Source organism: Virgisporangium aurantiacum, assembly GCF_016863635.1.
Lineage (GTDB): Bacteria > Actinomycetota > Actinomycetes > Mycobacteriales > Micromonosporaceae > Virgisporangium > Virgisporangium aurantiacum.
Map to the genome: position 1 here is coordinate 56,628 of NZ_BOPG01000063.1, position 25,893 is coordinate 82,520.

A 25,893-nucleotide genomic window follows, 5' to 3' on the forward strand; every position below is an offset into this window, starting at 1 on the left:
ATCAGGCCCGGCGGAGCCAGAACGTCAGACGCAGATCGGCGTCGTGGTAAGGCCTTGCCGGCCAGCCGGGCCCGCCCGAGCCGAAGGTCGTCGCGAGCACGTCCTCGGCCACCCGGTCGCCGTGTTCGGTGAGGGCTTCGGCCACCTCGGCATCGGACGTCTCGTAGCGGAGGTCGATCCGGTCGGTGACGTCGAGGCCGGTGGACCGGCGGGCGTCCTGGATCAGGCGGATCACCTCGCGGGCCAGGCCGGCCCGGCGCAGTTCCGGCGTGAGGCGCAGGTCGAGGGCGAGGCTCGCTCCGGCGTCGGCGGCCACGGCCCACCCCTCCCGGGGCGTCTCCGTGACGATGACGTCATCGGCGTCCAGGATGATCTTTTCGCCGTCGACGGTGACGGTCGCCGCGCCGCCGGTCAGCTCATTTTTGAGGGACGCGGCATCAGCGTCCGCGATCGCCCGTGCCACCGATTGGACCCGCTTGCCGAAGCGGCGGCCGAGCGTGCGGAAGTTCGCCTTGGCCGTGGTGTCGACGAGCGACTCCCCGCCCGCGACCACCACGTCGACGACGTTCAGCTCCGCGGCGATCTCGGCGAGAAGGTCCGGGCCCAGCGACGCGAGGCCCGGTGCCGAGGCGAGCGCCCGCGCCAACGGCTGGCGGGTCCGGATGCCGGACCCCGCACGGGCGGTGCGACCGAGTTCGACCAGGCGCCGGGCGAGGGCCACCCGCTCGGCCAGGACGGGGTCGATCAGCGCCTCGTCGGCCGACGGGTACGTGGCCAGGTGCACGGAGTCGACGGCATCAGGGTCGACGGCGACGACCAGGCTCCGCCAGACGCGCTCGGTGACGAACGGGACGATCGGCGCGAGCAGCAGGGTGACCGTGCGCAGCGCGTCGTGCAGGGTCGCCAGCGCGGCCGGATCGCCGCGCCAGAACCGGCGCCGGCCGCGCCGGACGTACCAGTTGGAGAGGTCGTCGACGAACGTCGCGAGGAGCCGGCCGGCCTCCTGGGTGTCGAACACGGCCATCGCGTCGTCGACGCGGCGTACCAGCACATTCAGCTCCGAGAGCAGCCAGCGGTCCAGAACGTGCCGACGGTCTACAGTGGACGGTGTCCAGTTCGCCGCGCGCCCGTAGAGGGACTGGAACGCGACGGTGTTCCAGTAGGTCAGCAGCGTCTGGCGGACGACCTCGTGCAGCGCGGCGTCGCCCACCCGGCGGGCCGACCACGGGGAACCGGACGCCGCCATGTACCAGCGCACCGCGTCGGCGCCGTGCCGGTCCAGCAGCGGGATCGGCGCGACGACGTTGCCGAGATGCTTGGACATCTTGCGGCCGTCCTCGGCCAGGATGAGGCCGAGACACACGACGTTCTCGTACGCCGAGCGCCCGAACACCAGCGTCCCGACGGTCATCAGCGTGTAGAACCAGCCGCGGGTCTGGTCGATCCCCTCGCAGATGAACTGGGCCGGGTACCGCCGCTCGAAGAGATCCTTGTTGCGGTGCGGGTACCCGAACTGCGCGAACGGCATGGCGCCGGAGTCGTACCAGGCGTCGACGACCTCCGGGACGCGCACCGCCGTCGCGCCGCAGTGGCAGGCGAACGTGACCGCGTCGACGAACGGGCGGTGCGGGTCGAGGCCGGACAGGTCGCGGCCGGCCTTCCGGCCGAGGTCGGCGAGCGATTCGACGCAGGTGAGGTGACCCTCGACGCAGCGCCAGATCGGCAACGGAGTGCCCCAGTACCGCGCCCGCGACAGCGCCCAGTCGACGTTGTTGGTGAGCCAGTCGCCGTAGCGCCCGTGCTTGATGGTCTCGGGTTGCCAGGTGGTGCGCTCGTTCTCGCGCAGCAGCTGGTCGCGGATCGCGGTGGTGCGCACGTACCAGGACGGCTGGGCGTAGTAGATCAGCGGCGTGTGGCACCGCCAGCAGTGCGGGTACTTGTGCTCGTACGGCTTCTCGCGGAACAGCAGCCCGCGCTCGCGCAGGTCGGCGACGAGGGCCGCGTCGGCGTCCTTGAAGAACTGTCCACCGACGAGCGCGAGGTCCGCCGCGAACGTGCCGTCGGGACGCACCGGGTTGACCATCGGCAGCCCGTACGCGCGGCAGGTGGCGAGGTCGTCGGGGCCGAACGCGGGCGCCTGGTGCACCAGCCCGGTGCCGCTGTCGGTGGTGACGTAGTCGGCGAGGACGACGAGATGCGCGCCGGGCATGTCGACGAGGTCGAAGGGGCGCCGGTACGTCCAGCGCTCCATCTCCCGTCCGCTGAAGGTTTCCTCGACCGTCCACTGTGGACCGAGTGCCTCCTCGACCCGCTCCGCCGCCACGACGAGCCGCTCGGTGCCGTCGGTGGCCACCACGTAGGCGACGTCGGGGTGCACGGCCACGGCCGTGTTCGACACGAGCGTCCACGGGGTGGTCGTCCACACCAGCAGCGCGGCGTTTGGCCCCGTCGCCAGCGGCAGGCGCACGTAGACGGACGGGTCGGTGACGTCCTCGTAGCCCTGGGCCAGTTCGTGGTCCGACAGCGTCGTCTCGTCGCGCGGGCACCACGGCGCGACGCGGAAGTCCTCGACCAGCAGCCCCCGGTCGAAGATCTGTTTGAGCGACCACCAGACCGACTCGACGTACTCCGGGTCCATCGTGCGGTAGGCGTCGTGGATGTCGACCCAGTAGCCCATCCGCTCGGTCAGTTCCGCGAACGCGTCGGTGTGCCGGGTCACCGATTCGCGGCACCGGTCGTTGAACGCGGCGATGCCGTAGGCCTCGATGTCGCGCTTGCCGGTGAAGCCCAGCTCCTTCTCCACGGCCAGTTCCACCGGCAGCCCGTGGCAGTCCCACCCGGCCTTGCGGGGGACGTGGAAGCCCTTCATCGTGCGATAGCGCGGGAAGACGTCCTTGAAGACCCGCGCCTCGACGTGGTGGACACCGGGGACGCCGTTCGCGGTCGGCGGGCCTTCGTAGAAGATCCATTGTGGACGCTCGTCGGCGTGTTCGAGGCTGCGCGCGAACACGTCGTTGGCGCGCCAGAAGCGAAGCACCTCGTGGTCGAGGGCGGGCAGGTCGACCTGCGCGGGAACGGGCTCGTACATCGGGTCCTCCGTCGGCGTCACCAACAGAGGGACGAGGCCGCAACCCCGCGGTACCACCCTCCTTGACCGCGCTCATCGCGCGGCCCTCTCATCGCCTGCGGGTCGGTTCTACTCGGCCGGGAGGCCTTTCTTCCGACGGCTCCGGGGTGATTGCCCCATCAACGCCCTTTCCGCGGACACAGCGTACAAGCGGCCCCCCGCCCGAGAAACGGATTTACGGCTCGCGCCACTCTGCGGCGACCCGGTCGACGTCGAGGCCCACCGTCCACAGGTCTTCCGGGTCGTCGGGCATGAGTAGCGGGCGCAGCCACCGTTCGGCCTTGTAGCCACGGGCGGCCCGCTCCCCCGTCGCCGGGTCGACGAACAGGTCGAGGATCCCCCGCGGGACGAGCTCCGAGCCGTCGATCGAATACGGCCAGCCGTAGCAGCCCGCGGCGACCTCGGCCACCGTCAGGCCGGTGCGGGCGGCCAGTTCGCGGACGGCGGCCGGCTCGACGATCACCGGGCCACGCTCGGCCAGCAGGCGCGCGAACGCGACCGCCCGGTCCGTCCCGCCCCAGCCCTGCGGGACGGGCGCGTTCTTCAGCGTCCAGCCGGGGAACTCGAAGGACTCGAAGACGCCGTCCGGCGCGTACTCGACGACCTCGGCGCCGTAGCTCTTGTGCGGGTGGAAGCTGACGATCACCATGACGCCCGTCGGCGTGCGCCACAGTTCGCCGACGGGCTGGGACTGGCCGGTCTTCGGCGAGTAGCTCAGCCTCCGCAGCCGTCCGCGCCCGTCGCCCCAGGCGGTGGCGGACCAGGCCAGGATCCGGTCGACGAGGCGTCCGCGCTCGGTCTCCAGCGTCCACGGCCACGCCGCCTCGATCGCCGCGCTGCCGAGGCCGCCGAACCGCAGCATCGCCACACCCCCGCCGTCCGGAACGGGGACCTTCCCGAGCGGGAACATCCCGCGCGGACCGTCGTCGTTCGCGGCGGCGGTCTGAAGGGTCTCGGTGATCGTCCGCAGCGTCACCACGTCGGCGGTGGCGCGGCCCGATCGGAGGCCCGATCCGGTACGCAGCAACGGGGGCAGCGCCGCCGGGCGGTCGAGGCGGAGCGCGTCGCGGAGGCGGACCACGTCGGTCAGCGTGGTGGCCGCGACCCGGGCCAGGGATTCGACGCCCTCGCGCAGGCGCGGATCGGTGACGGCCGGCAGGATCCGGGTGAGCGCCTCCGTCAGGAACGTGGGCCCGCGCAGGGCGGCGTCGACGAGGTCGGTGACCGCCTCGCGGGTGATCGCCCGCAACGCCGCCGAGCCGTCGGGGTCGGTCGGTTCGAGCCGGGACCACCACCCGGGCGGCGGAAGCACCGCGCCGGCCGGCTGGGTGGGTGCGAACGGCAGCCGGGCGGTGATCCGCCCGTCGGGCGTGCTGAGCCAGAGCTGGCCGGCGCTGATCCGCACCAGCCCGGCCCGGTCGGCGCCCGGGAACGTCACCGCACCCGCCACCGGTGCCTCGGGCCACCGGGTGACGGTGTCGGCGTCGACGCTCATCAGGCCCACGCCGCTGCCGCCGTTCCCGCCGTTCCCGCCGAGCCGGAACGTCTGCCGGATCCCGGCGGAGTACCGCGAGACGTACCAGTGCGTGCCGTCGAACCACGGCTGCCCCGACTCCGGCGTCCCGTCGCGGTGGACCACCTCTCCGTTCGCGTGGTACGCGTCCATCCCGCCGCCGCGATGGGCGATCGTCAGGTGGTCGCGGTGCTGCACGACGCTCACCCAACCCGGAGCCGTGGGCATCCGGAGCTCCTCCGGGATGCCCCACCGCAGCGCGTGCAGCAACGCGTCGACGGGATCGGTGACGACCGGATCGGCGAACCGGTCGGGGTCGAGCGCGGCGATGCCGGCCTCGGCGAGCGGCACCAGCCGCGGCAACGCGATCTCCAGGCCCAGCAGGTCGTCGGCACCGGCCTCGGCGAGCCACCCGGTCACCGACTCGTCGAGCACCTCGCGGATGACGGGCTGCCCCCAGGCCGCCCGCAGGACGGGCGGGTAGTCGACGTTGTTGTAGTAGTTCAACGTCCGCACGAACTGGTCGACGGCCTCCGCGACGTCGGTCGTGGCGTCGAACCTCGCGACCACGTCGTCGAAGTCGGTGACGCTGTGCCAGTTCCGGCCGAGGGGCTGCGGCCCCAGGCGGTTCTCGTTCCGCGTGCGGAACGCCAGCGGGTCGCGCCGCCGGAACTCCACGACCACCGGGTCGACCTCGACGTCGGACAGGCCCGGCCGAGGCGCGAACAGCCGCCCGCCCGCCTGGTCGGCGAGGGTGAGCAGGGTGCGGGACGCGGTGGCGCCGAGGCCGAAGAACCACGCCGCCGGCAGCCGTTTCCCGGCACCGCCGCGGGCGAGGACGTCGAGCCACACGTCCCGCTCCCCGCCGCCCCCCGGCGCCGGTGCGACCTCGACGAGCAGGTCCGTCCACTCGGCAGACGCCCGGCACAGCCGCACCAGCGCCGGCGACAGCATCCGCCAGACCGGCACGCCGGCCGCGCGCAGCAGCCCGGACCGCAGGAAGCGCTCGGCGATCCGGTCCTCCTCGTCGGACTCGGCGACGCCGGCCGCGGCGGCCAGCGGCCGCAGGTCGTCGAGCAGCTGCGGGTACGGGATCGAACCGGCGTCGAGGAAGACGGCGGCCAGTTCCCAGCCCATCCGGTGGGCCGCCGCCGCGTCGGTGTGCAGACTCAACCGCTTGAGCCGGTCCTGGATCGCCGCCGGCGTCAGCAGCCCCCTCGGCGCGAACCGGAGGAAGCTACGGTGCGCCCGCTCGACCGCGTAGCCCTGGCCCAGCAACCACTCGTGCGCGTCTTCGACCTTGCGGGCCAGCGCGAAGAAGTGGGCGGCCTCGTCGGGGCGGCCGGCGTCGAGGAAGCGTTCGCAGGCGTGGTCGAGGTACGCCGGAACGTCGGCCACGGCGATCGCGCCGGCCCATCCGGCGACCCGCGCCCGCGTCCCGGCCGGGTCGGTCGCCGCCAGCACGATGTCATCGGCGAGGTCCGGCCAGGCGGCCGGGTCGGGCGTCTCGCCGGCCGGCCGTGGGTCGGCGGCGCCTGACGGCCGTTCGGGCGTCTCGCCGCTCGGCCAAGCCTCGGTCGCACCCGACGGCAGTTCGGGCGTCTCGCGGCCCGGCCGCGGTCCGGCGGAACCCGACTCGGGCGTCTCGCGGCCCGGCCGCGGTCCGGCGGAACCCGACTCGGGCGTCTCGCCGGCCGGCCGTGGCCCGGCGGCACCTGACGGCAGTTCGGGCCGGCGCCGCGCCGGGGTCAGGCCGGCCAGCTCGGCGGCGGCCAGCGCGGCCGCGGCATCGGTGCCGGCTCCGTCGGGTGCCAGCTTGTCGAGGACGCGCGCCAGCGCCGCCTCGTCGACGCGCGCCGCCTCCGCCCGGGTGATCAGGTCCGGCATGACCGTGGCGACCTCGGCCGGGTCGTCCACGTTGTCGGCGAACCAATCGAGGATCCCGCTGACGAGCCGGTGCCCGTCCTCCACCTCTTCGGGGTACGGCGTGCGGTCCCACCGGCGGCCGTCCCACCAGTAGGCGAATCCGAGCATGCCGTCGGAGTCGCGCACCCAGGCGCGCGGGAACCAGGACGGCGCGCCGGCGAGCAGGTCCAGCTCCGGTTCGATGCCGAGGGTGTCGCTGTAGTCGGAGTCGGTGCCGACGACCACCGCGCGGTCGCCCTCGATCCAGGTCATCCGCCACCAGTTGCCGCCGCCGTCGTCGTGGAACACTCCGTCGGCGTCGACCGAGCAGAACGCGGACACCCCGCCACCGGCGCGCAGGGCGGCCAGCAACGCTCCGTGGATCCACACCTGCTCCGGATGCGGCAGCTCGAACCCGGATCCCGTGACAGACACGCGGAAACCTCCATGAGACGCGAACGGTCGACGCGGACACCCTAGGCCGACCCCGCCACCCCCACCTTTCATCCACCTTTCACCAGCCGCCCGCCAAGGCCGCCCGCCAAGGCCGCCCGCCAAGGCCGCCCGCCGTCACCAGCCGCCGTCACCAGCCGCCGTCACCAGCCGCCGTCACCAGCCGCCGTCGAAGAAGGCACGCAGCGCCGGTTCCGGATCCGCCGCGGTGCCGGCGTTCGCCACGGCGACAACGGCCGCCAGCACGGCCACGAGCGCGAACAACGCGGCGAACCACCGGTGGGACCTCCGCCACAGCGCGACACCGACGCCGACGAGACCGACCGCGACGACCGTGGCGATCACCGCCATCGCGGCGTGGTACCGGGCGAAGTCGTCGACCATCACGTCGACGGCGGGCGACGCCGGGCCGCCCGCGGCCAACTGCTGCCGGACCTGTTCCAGCGTGCCGGCCAGGTCCGCATCGACCGGCCCGTCGACCGGCCCGTCGACGAGCATCGGCAACAGCGAGGCGAACGGCGTCGCCGCACCCTGCAGGTTGGCCATCGCCGTCGCCAGGGCGAACAGTGCGAACAGCGTCACGAACACACCGGCCGACGCGAGGACGGCCCGGTTCCCGCTCCGCGGGAATGCCTTCCACAGGTGCGTACCGAGCGCGACGAGCACGAACAGCAGCAGCACGGCGACGACGGCCTTGACCACGTGGAAGCGGAACCAGTAGTCGACCACCGATTGCAGGTCGGGCGGGAGGTCCCGGTCGCCGGAGCGCCAGTACCCGACGAACGCCGCGCGGAACGCGTCGGTGAGCCGGCGCTCGTCGCCCAGATCGTCGCCGGACCCCACGCCGGCCAGCGCCGGCGGAGCCACGACGAACGCGGCGACGAGGGCCACGGCGACCGCGGCGAGGACGGCGATCGGGGACCGGGACGGTGCTGTGGTGGTGGGCATGGTGGACCTTTCGGGTCACTGCTGGCCGCGGAGGTACGTGAGCACGGCGAGCACGCGCCGGTTCGTGTCGTCGCTGACCGGCAGGTTCAACTTGGCGAGGACGTTGCCGATGTGCTTGCCGACCCCGGCCTCCGTGAGGGCGAGGATGCGGGCGATCGCGGCGTTCGAGTGGCCCTCGGCGACCAGGGCCAGGACCTCGAGTTCCCGCGCTGACAGCTGGTCGAGCGGGTCACGACGACGTTGCATCAGTTGGCGCACCACCTCCGGGTCGACGACGGTTTCGCCGGCGGCCACCCGCCGCAGCGTCGCGGCGAACTCCGCGACGTCGGCCACGCGGTCCTTCAGCAGGTAACCGATCGCGCGGCCCTGCCCCGAGCCGAGCAGCTCGCCGGCGTAGCTGTGCTGCACGTACTGGCTGAGCGCCACCACGGGCAGGTCGGGATCGGTCACGCGGAGGGCGACGGCGGCCCGCAGCCCCTCGTCGGTGAAGCCGGGCGGCATGCGCACGTCGGTGACGACGAGGTCGGGCCGGGCCTTGGCAACGGCCTTGATCAGCGCATCGGCGTCGCCGACCGCGGCGACCACGTCGAACCCGAACCGGGCCAGCAGCCCGCCGAGCCCCTCGCGGAGCAGCACGGAGTCTTCCGCGATCACGACGCGCATGGCAGCTCCACCCGGAGGATCGTCGGCCCGCCGGCCGGACTGGACAGCAGCAGCCGACCGCCGGCCGCGGCGGCCCGGTCGGCGAGACCCGTGAGCCCCGATCCGCGGGCCGGGTCGGCACCGCCGTGCCCGTCGTCGCGCACCTCGACGGTGAGCCGGTCGCCGGACCGCCGGACGGCGACGGTGGCCCGGGTCGCCGCGGCATGCTTCACCGCGTTGGCGAGCGCCTCCGACACCGCCGCGAACGCGACCCGTTCCACGCCCGGCGGGAACCGGGCCGGGTCGGCGTCGACGCTGACCCGCACCGAACTGCCGGCGGCGACCTCCTCGATCGCGGCCCGCAGCCCCAGTTCCCGCAGCGTGCGCGGGCTGATGCCGCGAACCAGATCACGCAGGTCCACGATCAGCGTCTTCGCCTGTTCGTGCGCCGCGGTGACCGTCGCCGCCGCGGGAGAATCGGCCGGCAGGTCGAGCCGGGCGAGGCCGAGTTGCACGGTGAGGCTCACCAGCCGTTGCTGGGCGACGTCGTGCAGGTCGCGCTCGATGCGGATCCGCTCGGCGTCGAACGCGTCGGCCAGCCGGGCCCGCGACCGGGCCACCTCGACCAGTTCGGCGGCGGCGGGGTCGGGCTCCGGGCACAGCAGCAGCCGGGCCAGCGCCGCGTGCGCGCCACCGAACCCGGCGGCCAGGTAGAGCAGGACGGGCACCAGCACCAGCCCCAGCGCGGCGCGCCCGGCCGTGTCGCCCCAGGAATACACGGCGACCACCCGGTGATACACCGCGATCGGCGTGGACACGACGAGCAGACCCACCAGCGCGAGCACACCGAGCCACAGCGGCACGACGAGGCCGAGCACCAGCAGGTACGCCACCGCCCGCCAGGTGGCCGGATCGGTGTACAGGCCACCGCGCCGGCGCGCCGGCGTCGCGACCTCGCCCGCCAGCCGCAACCGCTCCGCATCCGCGACCTCGCCCGCCAGCCGCAACCGCCACCGCTCGGCACCCGCCACGGCGACCGCGAGCCGCGGACCCGCGAGCGCGAGTGCCCCCACGCCGACCAGACCGAGCCCGGCCGCCACCAGCAGGTAGCCGGTGCGCCTGGCCGCCAGCGCCTCCACGGCGAGCGCCAGCGGCAGCAGCGGACCGGCGAGCACGAGCCAGAGCAGCCCGGAGGCCACCGCCGTGGTCGCGGTGTAGGCGAGGGCACGCCACGGCCACACCGAGACCAGGAAGCGGGGCCGGGCCACGGCTCCGAGCAACGTCATGCGCCCCAAGCTAGGCGAGAGCCGCGGACCCGAACCAGGCGTCTGGACCGAGACTTCAGGTAGACCTAGCCATACCTCCGGCTTTCGATCATGGCGGTTTCCGGCATGATCTCCGGGTGATGTTGATGATCCCCGCCGACGTCATCCATCCGCGCCGGCCCGACGAACACTTCGCCGACGAGGCACGTGCCGCCCGCGCGGCCGGCCTCGACGTGGCGCTCGTCGACCACGACGCGTTGGGCACCGACGGCGGCGCGGAACGGGCGGTGCGCGGGATCCGAACGTCGGGCCCGGCGGTCTACCGCGGCTGGATGCTGCGTAGCAAGGACTATGCGGCGTTCGCGGCGGCGCTCGCGCAGCGCGACGTCGTCCTGCGCACCGGCCCCGACCAGTACCGGAAGGCGCATGAACTGCCCGGCTGGTACGCGGCAATGGCCGGCGTCACGCCGTCGACGGTGTGGACGCGCGGCGACGACGACGCCGGCTTCGTCCGCGCGTGCGGCGACCTCGGCCCCGGCGCGGCCGTCCTGCGCGACTACACCAAGTCCATGAAGCACTACTGGCACGAGGCGGCGTTCATCCCCGACGTCGCCGACACCGCCCACGCGACCGCGGTCGCCCGCCGGTTCCGGGAACTGCGCGGCGACGAGTTCACCGGCGGGTTCGTCCTGCGTCGCTTCGAGCGGTTCGTCTCGGCCGAGGCGCGCACCTGGTGGGTCGACGGCGCCTGCCGGCTGGTCGGCGCGCATCCCGACACCCCCGACGACATCCCGCCGCCCGACCTCGACCCGGCCGCCCTCGCGCCGCTGGTCGCCGCGCTGCGACTGCCGTTCGTCACCGTCGACCTGGCCCGCCGTGACGACGGCGTGTGGCGGGTCATCGAGGTCGGCGACGGCCAGGTCAGCGACCGCCCGACCACCATCGACCCCGACGACTTCGTGGCCGCCGTCGCCGGGCCCGCGCGAGTGGAGCGGGCGCAATGAGGACGGCACCACCCGGGGTCGGCCGGGTGCTCGCCGAGGCCCGCGACGGCGTCCGCCGGTACACCCCGCACGAGACCGAGGCCGCGCGCACGCGTGGCGCGCTCGTCGTCGACACCCGCACCGAGACGCAACGGGCCGAGGTCGGCGAGCTGCCGGGTGCGCTCGTCATCGACCGGACCGTGCTGGAATGGCGCCTCGACCCGGCGAGCGACGCCCGCATCGCCGAGGCGACCGGGTACGACGTCGAGGTGATCGTGGTGTGCCGGCAGGGGTTCAGTTCGAGCCTCGCGGCGGAGAGTCTGCGCCGGCTGGGCCTGCACCGGGCCACCGACATGGTCGGCGGCGTGGAGGCGTGGCTGGCGGCCGGCCTGCCCGTGCATCACGACCCGGCGGACGTGCGCCGCTAAACGTCTCTGACGTCCCAGACCCAGACACCGCCGACGAGCCGATCGGTGACGCCGTACAGCCGCCCCACCGTCACCCGGATGGCCTCGGCGTTCGGCATCCGCGGGTCGACGACCACCGCGTCGGCGCCCCAGACGCGCAGGTCCTCCCGGGCGGCGCGCCGGTCGTCCGCGGTCACCGCCTGCGGCTCGTTCCTGGTGGACGCCCGTTCGAGCACCAGTTCGCTCGGCCGCGCCGTCGGGGCGTACGTGCCCGTCCGGTCCGGGCCGACGGGGCTGATGAAGTATCCGCTGTTGATGCGGAACTCGAAGTCGGCCAGGTACTGCCAGCGCATCGGGTCGCCGTAGTAGCACGACGGCCTCGGCGCCACCACGAGCGTGTGCCCGGGGCGGATGTACTGCTTCCACAGCCCGGCGGCGAAGAACTCGGGGACGCGCGGCCGCTCCCACACGGTCGCCGGCGTCGGCGCGATCGGGATCAGCGCGACCGCCGCCACCGCGACGAGGGCGAGGCGCGCCTTCCGGTGCGGGAACACCTGCGTCAGCCGGTGCGCGGCCAACGCGAGCAGCACCACCATGCACGGGATGGCCACCAGGGCGAAGCGCGCCGGCAGGATGGACTCGAAGATCGGCAACGGTGCGAGCAGGCGCCACGGCCCGGGAATGCCGGGCTCGCCGGCCGCCCAGACGATCCGGGGACCGGCGGCCAGCAGCACGAACACGATCGCGGTGACCGTCAGCGCGCGGGCCGTACCCGACCGGCGCCACAGCCACACCGCCGCCGCGATCGCCAACCCGACCACGGCCCAGCCGAGGAACCCGTTCTGCTCGGCGCCGTTCAGCGCGAACTCCGTCTGCCACCGGCCGCCGGCGAGCGACTCGGTGGAGTACGCGGTCCATCCCGGCAGCGGGGTGCCGGCCGCCATCGACCACTCGATCCCGGCGTAGCTCTGCGGGCCGAAGAACTGTGTCCACAGTGGATAGCCGGCGAGCCCGAGCACCGTCGCCGCCGTGACCGCCGACCCCGTGAGGAACCGCCGCACGGTCGTCCAGGGCACCCGCGGACGGTCGGCGAGCCGCACCGCGAGCAGCACCGCGACGGCCATCGCCGCCAGCATCAGGATCTCCTCGCCGAGAAACAACTGATAGGTGACGAGCAGACCGATGATCACCCCCTCGCGCACCGGCCGGTCCGCGAGCCGGGTGACCCGCCACACGATGAACGGCAGGAGGAACTGGGACACGAACTGCAGGTGGGTGCCGCCGGCGTGGGCCACCAGGGTCGGCGAGAACCCGATCAGCCCACCGGCCACCGCGGCGACGACGGTTCCCGCGGCGTCGGCCGGCAGCAGCCACCGCGACAGCACCCAGTACCAGGCGGCGGCGGTGCCGGCGAGGCCTAGCGTCAGTCCCAGCACCAGCGTCACCGCCGGGCCGAAGGCCAGCGTGACCGGCGCGAGGACGAACCCGAGCCCGAGGTTCGACGTGTTCGCCATGATGTTCGCGCCGGCGGGCGGGTTCATCAGCGTGGTGAACAGCGGGTTCGCGCCGTCGGTGAGCACGTGGGCGGCGTAGGCGAGGTTCCACTCGTTGAAGTACTGGTCCTCCAGGCTGCCCGCGAGCTTGCCGCCGGCCGGGTCGCGCCACAGCGGCCACATCACGAAGACGCCGAGGCCCAGGTGGCACAGCACGGTCACCAGGTCGGCGCGGCCGAACCGGCGCCGCACCGGTGGGGCCGGATCGGCGGACGCGGGTTCGGTCCGGATCCCGGCCTGTGCACTCACCCGTATGCCTCCCCGTCGTCGCCCGTCCCATAGATAGATGGGCTGGACCCCATCGACGGTTGCAATGCCCACAAATCGACACGGAGCCTAGTCTGCGGACGCCCGTCGACGGCGGTGGGGCGGTGCACGCGGCCGCTAGGACAGTTCGGGGACCTTGCCCACGTGGATCACGCCGTCGGGGCGGCCGACGGCGTAGAGCTCCAGCACGTCGGGTTCGGCGTCGATGCGTTGCGCGGCCGGCCAGGTCCGATCGGCCGCGCGCACCCGGCTGTAGACGCCGCTGCCCGGCGCGACCATCGTCACCTGCAACGCCGTTCCCGGCCAGCCGGCGGCCGCCACCACGGAGGTCTCGCCGTTCGTGTCGATCTTCGTCGCGCCGGCCCAGGTCTTCGCGGCGTTGCGTTCCTTGTGCCACAGGCCGCTGGTGGGAACCATGCAGAACAGCTGCAGCGTGCCGTCGGCCAGGCCCGCGGCGGCCAGATCGGAGACGGCGCCGTTCGTGTCGACCTGGGTGGCCGACCCGGCCCACACGCCGGCCGCCGACCGGTCCCGGTGCCACACGCCGCTGCCGGGCACCACGCCGAACACGTTGAGCGTCCCGTTCGGCAGCGCCGCCGCCGCGACGTCAGTGATGCTGACGTTGGCGTCGATCTTCGTCGCCGACGCGGCCCAGACGCCGGCCGCCGACCGTTCGCGGTGCCAGATGCCGCTCTTCGGAAGGAGTCCGAGGACGTGTACGGTGCCGTTCGGCAGCGCGGCCGCGGCGACGTCGACGAGGTCGCCGTTCGCGTCGATCCGGACGGCGGACGCGGCCCAGGTGCCGTCGGCGGCCCGTTGCCGGTACCAGATGCCGCTGCCCGGCAGCAGCGTGAACACGTGGACGACGCCGTCGGGTGACGCCGTGGCGGCGACCCGGGCGACGCCGGCGTTGCCGTCGATCTGGGTGACCGTCGACGACCAGGTGCCGTCGGCGGCCCGGGTGCGGTCCCAGACCGTGCCGCGCCGGCTCTGGTCGACCGCGCCGTAGTACGGGTTGAGCACGCGCGCCTTGTAGAACTGGGCGTTCTTCCGGGTGCGCTTACCGTCGGGGCCGAAGAGGTCGACCGTGTCGGTGCACCAGCCGTTGATGGCCGCACACGGTCCCTTCGGATTCTTCAGACTGTCGGCCATCGTCTCCACGATCTGGCCCGACGGCTGGTTGCTCATCGCCTTGACGAACACCCGGTTCGCCGCACCCGGCGACGAGAACTCCTTGGTGGCCTTGTCGTACAGGTAGGCGCCGCCGTTGGTGGTCACCCACAGCTTGCCGGTGTCGTACGAGTACGGGGTGACGTCGTGACCCCACGGCGTCGGCAGCACCACGCGTTTCGTGGTGTCCTCCCGGAGCCGCGGCGCGGCCGGCGTGCCGACCACGGCGAGCGCCGTGAGGATGTGCTCGGCGGTGACGGGGTCCTGCCCGATCACCCACAGCCGACTCGTCGACGGGTCCCACAGCGTGGCGTGTGCCGCGGCGAGCTTGTACTCCCCGTACGCCGACGCGTCGGCACCCTGCGACGACGCGTAGACGCGCACCCAGCCACCGTCGGACGCGGCGAGCGCGATGTTGTCGTCGGGCAGCAGTTCGGCCGAGTGCAGGTTTCCGGTGAGCAGCTTCGCCCACACGCGCCGGCCCTCCGGATAGGTCGCCACGGTCGCGATCCCCGCGCCGTCGGCGACCACGAGACGCTGCGCGCCGTCGCGGCCGCTGGTGCGCACCTTGAAGTCGGAGCCGCCGTTGAACCCGTTCACCTCCGCGGTGCTGAAGCCGAGTCCGGTCGTCGGTTTCCAGGTCCACCGGATCGCGCCGGTGCCGTTCCAGTCGGTCACCGCCGGGTCGAACGCGATGAGCTGCCTGCTCGCGGCGTCACCGGCGAGGATCAACTGGTCGTCGGCGGTTCCGGCTCTGGTGGCCGACGGCTGGTCGTCGGCCGCGCCAGCGGCCGACGACCGCGCCGGAGCGACGGCCATCGACCCGACAACGAGGACGGCAGCGGCGAGGAGCCGCGTCGATGTCTTCATCACATCGACAGTCATACATCGACCCCTCACCGAACCGTCACCGAAACGTCATGACCGCCGGGCGACCAGCAACAACCGGGGGCTGCCGAGCCCGAACGGCGAGCCGTCCGGGTCGCCGTACAGGTCGGTGCCGCTGAAGCCGGCCTCGTGCACCAGCCGGACCACCTCGGCCGCGGTGTAGACGTGCTGCACCGAGGTGCCCCGGTGCTCCTCGTCGCCGCGGCGGAACGTGAACCGGGTCAGCCACCGGCTGTTCACCGCGTCGTACTCGTTGACCGACTCGGCCTCGATCCCGCCGATCGTCATCGGCGGCTCCTCGAGACTCAGCCCGGGCAGCAGCGACTCGGCCACGAACCCGTAGTCGAGGACGAGGTGACCGCCCGGCGCCACCACCGTCGCGAGGTCCGCGAGGAACCGGCGGGTCCCCTCGTGGTCGAGGTAGCCGAACGAGTTGCCCATGCAGATCGCCAGTTCCACCGACAGGTCGGTGGGGACGGCGGCCATGTCACCGACCCGGAAGTCGATGTCGGTTCCGCCGATCTCGGCGGCGGAGCGCGCGTACGCGACCGCCTCGGCCGAGACGTCGATGCCGGTGACGCGGCAGCCGCGCGCGGCCAGCGCCAGCGAGTGCCGGCCGCTGCCGCACGGCACGTCGAGCACCCGCGACCCGGGCCGCAACCCCGCGACCCGCACCAGGAAGTCGACCTCGGCGGTGGTGTACTCCGTCGTGACGGCGGCCCGCCAGAACGCGTTCGGAAGTTCCGTGAAGAAGCCTGTGTACCAGGACATTTCGTGTGTTCTCCATGGTTCGACGACGCGGCGGCCCTGCGCCGCGCTCAAGAAAAGAAAGACATGACGGGACCCGGGGGTTCATCCGCCCCGGGAGTACCGGGCGGCCACCATGGCAGTGCCTTCCTTTGGGGCCTAACGTCGTCGAACACCGGGCCACGTGCCCGGCGGAGATCCGCAATCTAACACCCCGCCCGCGAGGCCGACACCGAATAAGACGGCAGACTGGACCGGTGACGCCGACCCGCAATCTCACCGCGCGGTTCCACGCCGCCCGCGACCTGCGCCTCGCCGAGGAAGCGGTGCCGGTGCCCGCCGACGGCGAGAGCCTGGTGCGCGTCACCGCGGTCGGCCTCTGCGGGTCGGACCTGCACTGGTACGAGGACGGTGGCATCGGCGACGCCCGCATCACCCGGCCGATCGTCGGCGGGCACGAGTTGGCCGGCGTGGTGGAGGGCGGCCCGCTCGACGGCGTCCACGTGGCGGTCGATCCGGCGATCCCGTGTCACCGCTGCGACCTGTGCCGGCGGGGTCACCCGAACCTGTGCCGCGCGCTCGACTTCGCCGGCCACGCCACCCGCGACGGCGGGCTCCAGCGGTACCTGGCCTGGCCGACCGTGCGGCTGCACCCGTTGCCCGGTGCGCTCAGCGACGTCGACGGGGCGATGCTGGAGCCGCTCGGCGTTGCCGTCCACGCGGTGGACCTCGGGCACGTTCCGCTGGGCGGATCGGTCGCGGTCATCGGGTGCGGGCCGATCGGACTGCTGCTGATCCAGGTGGCGCGGGCGGCCGGCGCGGCCCGGGTGGTGGCCGCCGATCCGCTCCCGCACCGGCGGCTCGCCGCGACGGCGCGCGGGGCCGACGAGGTGCTCGACCCGGCCGACGTCGGGTACGCGTCCGCGCTGGCCGCCTTCACCGCGGGTCTGGGCGTCGACGTCGCGTTCGAGATCGCCGGCACCGACCCGGCGATCGCCGCCGCGATGGACGCGGTCCGCCCCGGCGGTCGCGTCGTCCTGGCCGGCATCCCGGCCACCGAGGCGTCCGCCTTCCCGGCGAGCGTCGCCCGCCGCAAGGGCCTGACCATCGTCATGGTCCGCCGCATGAAGGAGGTCTACCCGCGGGCGACGGCGCTGGCGGTCAGCGGCCTGGTCGACGTGCGCGGCCTGGTGTCCCACCGGTTCCCGCTCACCGAGGCGGGCGACGCGTTCGAGACCGCGGTCGCCCGCGAGGGACTCAAGGTCGTCGTGCAGCCGGATTCATAGGAAACGCACAGCGTACGGAAATGACCGTCTCATCCGGACGGTCGACCGTGTACGCATGACGACAACCGCCGTCCGGAGCGCGGACACCGCGCCGACCGTCCGGACGACGCCCCGGTGGTGGGCCGACGCGGTCGGTCTCGCCACCGGGCTCAGCCTGGTGGTCGTGACCGCGCTGTGGGTGGGCAACCGGGGCGTTCAGGACCTGCTCGACGGAGGCCCGGCGGCGATGTCGTCGGTCGGGCGGCTCACCGGGCTGCTGGCCGCGGACCTGCTGCTGGTGCAGGTGCTGCTGATGGCGCGGGTGCCGCTCGTCGAGCGGGCCTTCGGACAGGACCGGCTGGCCCGGTGGCACCGGTGGACCGGCTTCACGTCCTTCCACCTGATGCTGGCCCACATCGTCCTGATCACCCTGGGCTACGCCGGCACCGCGCACACGGGTGCGCTCGGCGAGCTGTGGGACATGATCGTCACCTACCCCGGCATGCTGCTCGCCACCGCCGGAACCGGCCTGCTGGTGATGGTCGTGGTGACGTCGGTGCGGCAGGCCCGGCGGCGCCTGCGCTACGAGTCGTGGCACCTGCTGCACCTGTACGCCTACCTCGGCGTCGGCCTCGCCCTGCCGCACCAGGTCTGGACCGGCACCGACTTCGTCGGCTCGCCGCTGGCCCGCGCCTACTGGTGGACGCTGTACGCGACCGCCGCCGCCACGGTCGTGGTGTACCGGCTGGGCCTGCCGGCCTGGCGCACCTGGCGGCACCGCCTCGTCGTCAGCCACGTCGTCGCCGAGGGTCCCGGCCTCACCTCCGTGTACCTGACGGGCCGGCACCTCGACCGCCTGCCGGTGCGCGCCGGCCAGTTCTTCCAGTGGCGGTTCCTCGACGGGGCCGGCTGGTCGCGGGCCCACCCGTACTCGCTGTCGGCGTCACCCCGCACCGATCTGCTGCGGATCACGGTCAAGGACCTCGGCGACGGCAGCGCCCGCGCGGCGGGGCTCCGGCCGGGGACCCGGGCGCTGGTGGAAGGCCCGTACGGCACGCTCACCGGCGAGCACTACACGGGGGGACCGGTGGTGCTGCTCGCCTGCGGGATCGGCGTCACCCCGCTGCTGTCCCTGCTCGGTGAGCTGCCGTACCGGGCCGGCGAGGCGACCGTCGTCTACCGGGCCCGCACCGAGGCCGACGTCGCCTTCCGCGCCGAGCTCGACTGGTTCGCCCGGCACCGCGGGGTGCGGGTCGAGTACCTGTTCGGCGCCCGCGCGCAGCGCCCGTCCTGGCTGCCGGACCGGCTCGCCGCCGGCTTCAGCGACATCGCCGTGCTGCGGTCGATCGCGCCGGACGTCGACCGCGCGCACGTCTACATCTGCGGCCCGACCGACTGGGCCGACGCCGCCCGCGCCGCCGCGGCCGGGACGGGCGTGCCTACCCAGCGCCTGCACACCGAACAGTTCGCCTGGTAACCCGGAGGGAATCGAGGATGCGACGCATCACCTGGTGGCTGCTGTCCACCGTCGCCGCACTGGCGCTGCTGTTCAGCTACCGCACCAGCACCATGGGCGCCGGGCCGGCGGTGGCGGCCGCCGAGGAAACGGCCGACCCGGTCGCGGCGGCGACCACCGGTGCGCAGGGCGCCGTCTACAAGGGCTCGGTCGCGCAGACGCGGTGGGGCGCGGTGCAGGTCACCATCACCGTGATCGACGGGAAGATCACCAGCGTCGCGGTCCCCCAGTACCCCACCGCCAACCGCCGCGACCAGGAGATCAACGCCCGCGCCCTGCCGATCCTCAAACAGGAGACGCTCACCGCGCAGAGCGCCGACATCGACACCGTCTCCGGCGCCACCGTCACCAGCGACGGCTACATCGAATCGCTCCAGGCCGCCCTCGACGCCGCGCACCTGTCGTGACCCGGCGCGCGTGGATCGACCAGGTCATGGGCCTGCCCGTCAGCGTCCACGTGCGCGGCCCGGACCTGCATTCGAAGCACGTGGAACGGCAGGTGGCCGCCGTGTTCGCCCACCTGCGACACGTGGACGCCGTGCTCAGCCCCTACCGCGACGACAGCGACCTGTCGCGCTGGGAACGCGGCGACCTGACGCTCGACGCCGCCGACCCGATGCTCCCCCAGGTCATCCAGCTCTGCGACGACGCCCGCACCCGCACCGACGGCTGGTTCGACCCGCGCCGGCTGCCCGACCCACGCACCGGTGCACCGCGGTACGACCCGTCCGGCCTGGTGAAGGGCTGGGCGGTACGGGAGGCCGCCGATCACCTCACCGACCTGGCCGGGTACGGCTGGTGCCTGAACGCCGGCGGCGACGTGCTGGTGCACGCGCCGGACGGGCAGCCGCCGTGGCGGATCGGCATCGAGGACCCCGACGACCCGGCCCGGATCCTGCGCGTCGTCACGCGCGACGGCGGGGCGGTGGCCACGTCGGGCGGCGCGCACCGCGGCACCCACATCGTCGACCCCAACACCGGCCGGCCCGCGACGGCGGTCCGCGCGGTCACCGTCACCGGACCGGACCTGATGTGGGCCGATGTCTACGCCACCGCCGCCGTGGCGGAGGGCGCGCACGCCCTCGACCGGCTCGACGAACAGGACGGGTACGAGGCGTTGCTGGTGAGCGCGTCGGGCCTGGTGCGGGTCACCGGGAACTGGCCCGTGCCCGGCTAGCCCAGCCCGCGCCAGGGCAGCCGCAGCACCGCGGCGAGCCGCTCCTTGACCGCCTCGCCGTGCGGCAGCCGCACCGCCTCCCCGAACCCGCCGGTGTCCGGGTCGAACCAGCACACCCCCCGGTCGGCCCACACGTACAGACACGCCAACGTTCGCAGCGTGTTCGACGCCCAGGGCGGTACCGGTCCCGGGGCTCCGGCGCGGATCGCGTCCCCGATCCGGTCGAGCCACGCCGTCGCGGACCCGACCGGCAACTCGGGACGCGCGAGGACGCTCGCCAGCGCGTAGGCGACCCGGTCGTCCTCGCCGTGGGCGAACAGGTAGCCGCCGTCGGCCATCAGGCGGTCGACCGTCAGGTCCAGCAGCCCCCGCAGGTCCGATTCTTCGAGACGCGGTGAGCGCGCGAACGCCCGTACGGTGTCTGCCCCGTGCGCCACCGCGTGCAGCCAGCCCAGCGCGTCGTCCCAGCCACGCAGTTCGCTCTCGCCCAGCCACCAGGACGCGAACCCGGCCCGCCAGCGCGGCACGCACCCGGCGTCGAGGTGCCCGGTGCGGGCGTCGCGCAGCACCACCCAGGCCAGGATCATCGCGGCGAACGTGCGCGCCTGGATCTCGTCGTGCCGCAGCCGCCCGGCCATCCGGTCGCCCAACGACTCCAGGTGGTCGTCGAGGACCCCGCGCGCGGTCCACAGCGCCAGAACCGGGTACGCCGTGTCGTCGCGGACCCGCGGATCGGGTGACGCCAGCATCGCGCACAACTCGTCGACGAGTTCGGGCAGCGGCCGGTCCGCCGGCACGGCGAAGTCGTTGTTCTGTACGGCTTCCCAGTCCATCGTCAGCTCCTGAGGTCTGCCACCGCGTCGGCGAGGGCTGCCACGCCGTCGGCGATGGCGCGTTCGGACAGGGTGGCGTAGCCGAAGATCAGCCCGCCCGGTCCGGCGGGGCGCAGCCGGTACCGGGCGACGCCGTGCACGACCAGGCCGTGCCGGGCGGCGGCGGCCACGACCGCGGCCTCGTCGAGGTCGGGTGGGAGCCAGGCGACGACGTGCTGGCCCGCCGCGACCCCGACCGGCTCCAGCTCGGGCAGCCGGGTGCGCAGCGCGGCCAGGAGCGCGTCCCGGCGCCGGCGGTAGACCGGGCGCATGCGCCGCAGGTGCCGGTCGAACTCGCCGCGGCCGAGGAAGTCGGCAAAGGTCAGCTGGTCGATGACGGGCGAGCCGCGGTCGGCCAGCACCTTGGCCGCCGCGACGTCGTCGACCAGGTGTTCCGGCGCCAGCAGCCAGCCGAGCCGCAGCCCCGGTGCCAGCGTCTTGCTCGCCGTGCCGCAGTACACGACGGTGTCGGGGGCCAGCCCCTGCATCGCGCCGACGGGCGAGCGGTCGTAGCGGTACTCCGCGTCGTAGTCGTCCTCGATCACCACGGCACGGCGGCGCTGCGCCCAGCCGATGACCCGGGCCCGCGCCGTGGCCGACAGGACCCCGCCGGTGGGCCACTGGTGCGAGGGCGTCAGCACGACGGCGTCGGCGTCGGTGTGTTCGAGTTCCTCGACGAGGATGCCGTCCGGCCCGACCGGGACGCCGATCACGTCCAGCCCGGCGGCGGCCGCGACGATGCGGGCGTCGTCGTCCGGGGACGGGTCCTCGACGGCCAGCCGGCGGGCACCGCGCCGGGCGAGCACCTGGACCAGCAGCGCGACGCCCTGGCCGAAGCCGCTGCAGATCACGACGTTCTCCGGGCGGGCCGACGTGCCGCGGACGCGGTTGAGGTAGTCGGTCAGGGCGTCGTGCAGTTCGGGCACGCCGCGCCCGTCGAGGTACGCGAACCGTTCGTTCGGCGTGCCGGTGAGGACCGTGCGCACCGACCGCAGCCAGGCGGCCCGGGGAAACTGCGACACGTCGGTGCGGCCGTGCCCGAAGTCGATCCGGACCGCCGGCCGATCCCCGGCGCGACGACCCGCCGGCGCCGGAACCGGCTCGACCGCGACCCGGGTGTAGCCACCCGCCCGGCTGGTGAGGTAGCCCTCGGCGACGAGCTGCTGGTACGCCTCGACCACGACCCCGCGCGACACCCCCAGGTCGGCCGCGATCGTGCGGGTGGGTGGCAGGGACGTCCCGCGACGCAACCGGCCGGCCCGGATGCCGCCCCGGATCGAGGCGGCGATCTGCCGGTGCAGGGGCTCGGCCGCGGACCGGTCGACGTCGAGGAGCAGGTCCTCCGCCGCGCTCGAATTGGTCCTGGTTCGGCCCATGCAATCGGACCTTACCCGGTGTACCGATTTCCGTCAGTCTCGAACGCATGACGACAGTGACCAGCACTCACCGCGAGCAGCGCCGGCTGCTCCTGCCCGGCCTGGCCGCGGCGGCCGTCGCCGCCGTCGCCGTGACGGCCGTCGCCGCCCTCGCCACGGCCGTCGGTGTCGACTTCGAACTGCCCGACGGCGGCGAGTCGATTCCCCTGCTCGGCTTCACGCAGCTCACGTTCACCTTCAGCGTGGTGGGCGTCCTCGTCGCCCTGGCGATCCGCCGCTGGGCGCCCCGCCCGGCCCGCGCGTGGGTCCGGATCGCGGTGGCACTCACCGCGCTCTCGCTCGTGCCGCCGTTCCTGGTGGGCGCGAACGCCGCCACCGTGTGCACGCTCGTGCTCGCGCACCTGGTCGCCGCCGCGATCGTGATACCCGTCATCGCCCGCCGGTTGGCCACCTGACGCCGGTTCGAAGGTCAGGGCGACGGGGGGCGGTGCGCCGCGAGCTCGGCCGGGTGCGGGTACAGGAACTGCTGCTTCGCTCTGATCGTGCCCTGCAGCGCCATGCCCAGCAGCCGGGTGCCGGTGAACGTTTGGACCTGCCCCTGCGCCAGGTCGATCACCACCGGCCGGGTGCTGCCGACGCCCTGCAACGGCGGCTTGTCGGCGGCGGTCGCCACGGCGTCGGGCTGGACGTCGTGCGACACGAGCCCGGCGAAGTTGATGATCTCGGTGCGGCCGCCGGGCACCTGGTGCGTCGTCCGCAGCGACCACTGGTGAACGTGGGTGATGAAGTCGCGGACCGCGAAGGCGGTCACCGTCGCCAACGGTGCGACCACCGCCGTGAACCGGATGTGGCCCCGCGCGATGGCGCTGGCCTCGTAGACGTCACCGAGCATCGCCTCGACCGGACCGATCCGCTCCCGCCGGACCTGGCCGCCCGCCCGCTCGATCCGCTGTGCCACGGCCGCCAGGTACGTCTCGACCTCGATCATCGCGTCCCCCCATCGACGGTACGCGATCAGTGTCGTCGATCGGCGCCACCGGCTAACGGGGACTCGGGCCGAGCGGGGCGTCGCCCGTCGGCGCCGGGCCGGGCTCCTTGAGTTCGACGAAGATGCTGTGCGTCGCGCCGGGGCCGATGTTCTCGCCGGTGTGTTCCTGTGCGCCGACCCAGCGGGCCGCGCCGGCCGGCAGGTCGACGTCGACCTGGCGACCGCCGGCCGTGACGCGGCGGCGGAAGGCGCTCAGCGTCACCATCACGCTGTCGGGGTGGCGGTGCGGATGCGTGCGGTCGCCGGGGTTGTCGCGGTATTCGAGGACCCGCACCCGCTCGTTCTCGAAGACGACCGTGTACAGGTCCGGGTCGGTGACGGCCGGATCGTCGTGGCTCATCGCTGCCTCCTTCATGGGACTCCGGTCCCATATGGGACTACGGTACCATGACCGCGTGGCGACGCCCTACGAGTCGACCGGCCGGACGGCGCAGAAGTCACGGACCCGACTCGCGCTCGTCGCGGCCACCCGCGAGCTGCTCGCCGCCGGGCTCACCCCGAAGGTGGAGGACGCCGCCGAGCGGGCCGGCATCTCCCGCACCACCGCCTACCGGTACTTCCCCAACCAGCGCAGCCTGCTGATGGCCGCCCATCCGACCATCTCGCCGGAGACCCTGCTGCCGGCCGACGCGCCCACCGACCCCACGGCCCGCCTCGACGCGTTCATGACCGCCTTCACCGCGTACAACTTCACGTGGGAGCCCCAACTGCGCACCTCGTTGCGGCTGTCACTGGAACCCGACGCCGATCGGCCCGTGCTGCGTCAGGGGCGGGCGATCGGCTGGATCGCCGACGCCCTGACGCCGTTGCGCGACACCGATCCGCACGTCGACGCCCACCGGCTGGCGGTCGCCATCCGGTCCGCGACCGGCATCGAGACGTTGATCTGGCTGGTGGACATCGCCGGCTACAGCCGCGAGCAGGCCGCGGAGACCGTCCGGGCCACCGCGCACGCCCTGCTCGCCGCCGCCCGCCGCACCGGTGTCACGGCAGCATGACCACCTTGCCGGTGGCCCTGTCGTCCTCCATGTAGCGGTGCGCCGCGGCGATGTCGGCCAGGGCGAAGATCCGGTCGACGTTCGGCCGGTACACGCCGGCCTCGACGTTGTCGACGACCCGCTGGAGCACGGCCGCGCCGCCCTGGGCGTCACGGCTGTGGAAGGCCGTGAGCCGGGTTCCGGAGGGAACCATCGCGATCGGCTCGAAGTCCCGGATCAGCCATCCGCTGAGGGAGCCCGCCACGCAGACGGTTCCGCCCCGACGGACCAGCCGCAGCGAGTCGACGGCCGTGGCCGCCCCGACGAGGTCCAGGACGTGGTCCGGTCCGTCGGGCCACGGCGTGCGCAGCGGCCCGCCGTCGTCGCGGAGGACGTGGTCGACGCCGGCCGCGAGCAGAGCGTCGGCCTTGCCCGGCCGGCGGGTCGTGGCCGCGGTCTCGACGCCGTGGCCGTGCGCGATCGACGCGGCGGCCATCCCCACCGAGGACGTGCCGCCACGGATCAGCAGTCGCTCGCCGGGCCGGATTCCCAGGGTGTCGAAGGCGCCCTGCGCGGTCAGGTACGTTTCCGGCAGCGCGGCCAGGGTCTCCGGGGAAAGCGTCGAGGTGACCGGCATGAGCAGCGCGTTCGGCAGCAACGCGTACTCGGCGTAGCCGCCGTCGAACTCCCGACCCATCTCCCCCATCACCGCCGCGACCGTCGCGCCCTCCGGCAGCCGGGGATCGGTGGACGCCGCCACCACGCCCACGCACTCGATCCCGAGCACCCGCGGGAACCGCACGCCCGGCGAGTGCCCCTGCCGGGTCCGCAGTTCCGACCGGTTGAGACCCGCGCCCGTCACCCGCACGAGGCTCCAACCGGCGCGGACGGCCGGAACCGGCAGCTCGCGGATCTCCAGGACCTCGGGGCCGCCCGCCCGGACACAGACCGCGGCTCGCATCGTCGTCGTCATACCCGAACTGTCACCGTGGAGCCGGCTGGCCGGCCACCGGTAGAATGCCAACTCATGCCCGTAGCCCGCCAATCCCGGATCTGGCCGTCCGGTGGCGTGCACCTGTGGCCGTCGGGCTCCACCAGCCGGGCACACACCCACCCGCGCGGGCACCTGGTGTACGCGGCCGGCGGCGTCCTGTCCGTCCACACCGAACGTGGCGTCTCCGTCGTTCCGGCCAACCGGGTCATCTGGATCCCGGCCCGGTCCACGCACCACCACCGCGCGCACGGCGACACCGACATGCGGATCGTCTTCCTGCCACCGTCGCTGGCGCGCCGGACGCCCGCGCGCCCGGCGGTGTTCCTCGCGTCCGGCCTCGCCCGCGAGGTCATCCTGACCCTCACCGGCACCCGGCAGCTCGACCGCGGCGCCCGCGCCCGCCTGCACCGCGTCCTGGTCGACGAACTCCACGAGACGCACGAGCAGCCCACCCACCTCCCCGAGCCCCGCGACGACCGGCTGCGCGCCGTGGCCCGCATCCTCGACGACAACCCCGCCGACGGCAGCACACTCGCCGCGCTCGGTCAGCGCGTCGGAGCCGGCGCCCGCACCCTCAGCCGCCTCTTCCACGACGAGCTCGGCATGACGTTCTACGAGTGGCGCACCCAGCTGCGCGTCTGCCATGCGCTCGTCCTGCTCGCGCAGGGCCACGACACGACGCGCGTCGCCCGGTTCTGCGGGTGGGCGAACCCGAGCAGCTTCATCGCCGCGTTCACCGCGATCGTCGGCACCACCCCCGGCCGCCACCGCGCCGGCGGTATCACCGGTACGTAGGCTGT

The 25,893-nt window shown here is 73.6% G+C and carries 22 protein-coding genes; 9 read left to right on the forward strand and 13 right to left on the reverse strand.

Translation table 11 applies throughout. The annotated features are described in order from the left end of the window. Position 1: 1 nt before the first annotated feature. From ileS to Vau01_RS42865, 5 genes are all read right to left on the reverse strand, one after another. A complete protein-coding gene (gene ileS / locus Vau01_RS42845) occupies positions 2 to 3,088 on the reverse strand; it encodes an isoleucine--tRNA ligase (RefSeq protein ID WP_204005790.1) in 3,087 nt (1,028 codons plus the stop codon). 214 nt (positions 3,089 to 3,302) lie between these two features. After that, the gene (locus tag Vau01_RS42850) at positions 3,303 to 6,980 is read right to left on the reverse strand and encodes a hypothetical protein (RefSeq protein WP_204005792.1); all 3,678 of its coding nucleotides are present in this window, start codon (positions 6,978 to 6,980) and stop codon (positions 3,303 to 3,305) included. Between the two features lie 174 nt (positions 6,981 to 7,154). Continuing rightward, complete coding sequence (locus Vau01_RS42855) at positions 7,155 to 7,946, reverse strand: hypothetical protein (protein ID WP_204005794.1); 792 nt, start codon at positions 7,944 to 7,946, stop codon at positions 7,155 to 7,157. 15 nt (positions 7,947 to 7,961) lie between these two features. Further along, entirely contained in the window at positions 7,962 to 8,609 is a 648-nt protein-coding gene (locus Vau01_RS42860) for a response regulator (protein ID WP_204005795.1), read from the reverse strand. Continuing rightward, entirely contained in the window at positions 8,597 to 9,874 is a 1,278-nt protein-coding gene (locus tag Vau01_RS42865) for a sensor histidine kinase (protein ID WP_204005796.1), read from the reverse strand. Before Vau01_RS42865 ends, Vau01_RS42860 begins: the two co-directional genes overlap by 13 nt. Positions 9,875 to 9,993: 119 nt before the next feature. Here Vau01_RS42865 and Vau01_RS42870 point away from each other — a divergent pair, with 119 nt between their 5' ends. After that, positions 9,994 to 10,857 carry an ATP-grasp domain-containing protein gene (locus Vau01_RS42870; RefSeq protein ID WP_239152314.1) on the forward strand — a complete coding sequence of 288 codons (864 nt, stop codon included), beginning with the start codon at positions 9,994 to 9,996 and terminating at the stop codon, positions 10,855 to 10,857. Next, positions 10,854 to 11,264, forward strand: a complete 411-nt coding sequence (locus Vau01_RS42875) for a rhodanese-like domain-containing protein (RefSeq protein WP_204005798.1) — start codon at positions 10,854 to 10,856, stop codon at positions 11,262 to 11,264. Before Vau01_RS42870 ends, Vau01_RS42875 begins: the two co-directional genes overlap by 4 nt. Here the strand turns inward: Vau01_RS42875 and Vau01_RS42880 are convergent. The 3 genes from Vau01_RS42880 to Vau01_RS42890 all read right to left on the reverse strand — a co-directional run bounded on the left by Vau01_RS42880 (position 11,261) and on the right by Vau01_RS42890 (position 15,892). Then, positions 11,261 to 13,045, reverse strand: a complete 1,785-nt coding sequence (locus Vau01_RS42880; RefSeq protein WP_204005799.1) for a hypothetical protein — start codon at positions 13,043 to 13,045, stop codon at positions 11,261 to 11,263. The two genes, Vau01_RS42875 and Vau01_RS42880, sit on opposite strands and share 4 nt — an antisense overlap. A 135-nt stretch (positions 13,046 to 13,180) precedes the next feature. Beyond that, positions 13,181 to 15,103 carry a DUF6528 family protein gene (locus Vau01_RS42885; protein WP_204005800.1) on the reverse strand — a complete coding sequence of 641 codons (1,923 nt, stop codon included), beginning with the start codon at positions 15,101 to 15,103 and terminating at the stop codon, positions 13,181 to 13,183. 48 nt (positions 15,104 to 15,151) lie between these two features. Then, on the reverse strand, positions 15,152 to 15,892 hold the full coding sequence (locus Vau01_RS42890) for an SAM-dependent methyltransferase (RefSeq protein WP_204005801.1): 741 nt from the start codon (positions 15,890 to 15,892) through the stop codon (positions 15,152 to 15,154). Between the two features lie 233 nt (positions 15,893 to 16,125). Between Vau01_RS42890 and Vau01_RS42895 the strand changes: the two genes are divergently transcribed. The 4 genes from Vau01_RS42895 to Vau01_RS42910 are packed head-to-tail and all read left to right on the forward strand — an operon-like array spanning position 16,126 to position 19,826. Next, complete coding sequence (locus tag Vau01_RS42895; protein ID WP_239152304.1) at positions 16,126 to 17,154, forward strand: zinc-dependent alcohol dehydrogenase; 1,029 nt, start codon at positions 16,126 to 16,128, stop codon at positions 17,152 to 17,154. A 55-nt stretch (positions 17,155 to 17,209) separates the two neighbouring features. Beyond that, entirely contained in the window at positions 17,210 to 18,610 is a 1,401-nt protein-coding gene (locus tag Vau01_RS42900; protein ID WP_204005810.1) for a ferredoxin reductase family protein, read from the forward strand. Between the two features lie 17 nt (positions 18,611 to 18,627). Further along, complete coding sequence (locus tag Vau01_RS42905; protein WP_204005812.1) at positions 18,628 to 19,056, forward strand: FMN-binding protein; 429 nt, start codon at positions 18,628 to 18,630, stop codon at positions 19,054 to 19,056. After that, positions 19,053 to 19,826: an FAD:protein FMN transferase gene (locus Vau01_RS42910; protein WP_204005814.1), complete on the forward strand. Its 774-nt coding sequence runs from the start codon at positions 19,053 to 19,055 to the stop codon at positions 19,824 to 19,826. The genes Vau01_RS42905 and Vau01_RS42910 overlap by 4 nt, the downstream gene beginning before the upstream one ends. Here Vau01_RS42910 and Vau01_RS42915 read toward each other — a convergent pair. Together Vau01_RS42915 and pdxR are read right to left on the reverse strand one after the other, a co-directional pair. Next, the gene (locus Vau01_RS42915) at positions 19,823 to 20,659 is read right to left on the reverse strand and encodes a DUF2785 domain-containing protein (protein ID WP_204005816.1); all 837 of its coding nucleotides are present in this window, start codon (positions 20,657 to 20,659) and stop codon (positions 19,823 to 19,825) included. The two genes, Vau01_RS42910 and Vau01_RS42915, sit on opposite strands and share 4 nt — an antisense overlap. A 2-nt stretch (positions 20,660 to 20,661) precedes the next feature. Further along, positions 20,662 to 22,074, reverse strand: coding sequence for a MocR-like pyridoxine biosynthesis transcription factor PdxR (gene pdxR / locus Vau01_RS42920; RefSeq protein ID WP_204005817.1), 1,413 nt, complete (start codon positions 22,072 to 22,074; stop codon positions 20,662 to 20,664). 47 nt (positions 22,075 to 22,121) lie between these two features. Here pdxR and Vau01_RS42925 point away from each other — a divergent pair, with 47 nt between their 5' ends. After that, the gene (locus tag Vau01_RS42925) at positions 22,122 to 22,529 is read left to right on the forward strand and encodes a DUF6069 family protein (protein ID WP_204005818.1); all 408 of its coding nucleotides are present in this window, start codon (positions 22,122 to 22,124) and stop codon (positions 22,527 to 22,529) included. Between the two features lie 14 nt (positions 22,530 to 22,543). On the opposite strand, the gene Vau01_RS42930 is transcribed toward Vau01_RS42925, so the two are convergent. Beyond that, positions 22,544 to 23,062 (reverse strand): hypothetical protein, encoded by a 519-nt coding sequence (locus tag Vau01_RS42930; protein WP_204005819.1) that lies wholly within the window; start codon positions 23,060 to 23,062, stop codon positions 22,544 to 22,546. Between the two features lie 52 nt (positions 23,063 to 23,114). Next, the gene (locus Vau01_RS42935) at positions 23,115 to 23,462 is read right to left on the reverse strand and encodes a cupin domain-containing protein (protein WP_204005820.1); all 348 of its coding nucleotides are present in this window, start codon (positions 23,460 to 23,462) and stop codon (positions 23,115 to 23,117) included. A 55-nt stretch (positions 23,463 to 23,517) separates the two neighbouring features. On the opposite strand from Vau01_RS42935, the gene Vau01_RS42940 reads away from it, so the two are divergent. Then, positions 23,518 to 24,120 carry a TetR/AcrR family transcriptional regulator gene (locus Vau01_RS42940; RefSeq protein WP_204005821.1) on the forward strand — a complete coding sequence of 201 codons (603 nt, stop codon included), beginning with the start codon at positions 23,518 to 23,520 and terminating at the stop codon, positions 24,118 to 24,120. Here the strand turns inward: Vau01_RS42940 and Vau01_RS42945 are convergent. Next, positions 24,107 to 25,072: a zinc-binding dehydrogenase gene (locus Vau01_RS42945; RefSeq protein ID WP_204005822.1), complete on the reverse strand. Its 966-nt coding sequence runs from the start codon at positions 25,070 to 25,072 to the stop codon at positions 24,107 to 24,109. The genes Vau01_RS42940 and Vau01_RS42945 overlap by 14 nt on opposite strands. Before the next feature lie 54 nt (positions 25,073 to 25,126). Here Vau01_RS42945 and Vau01_RS42950 point away from each other — a divergent pair, with 54 nt between their 5' ends. Next, a complete protein-coding gene (locus Vau01_RS42950) occupies positions 25,127 to 25,888 on the forward strand; it encodes an AraC family transcriptional regulator (protein ID WP_204005823.1) in 762 nt (253 codons plus the stop codon). Positions 25,889 to 25,893: the final 5 nt, after the last annotated feature.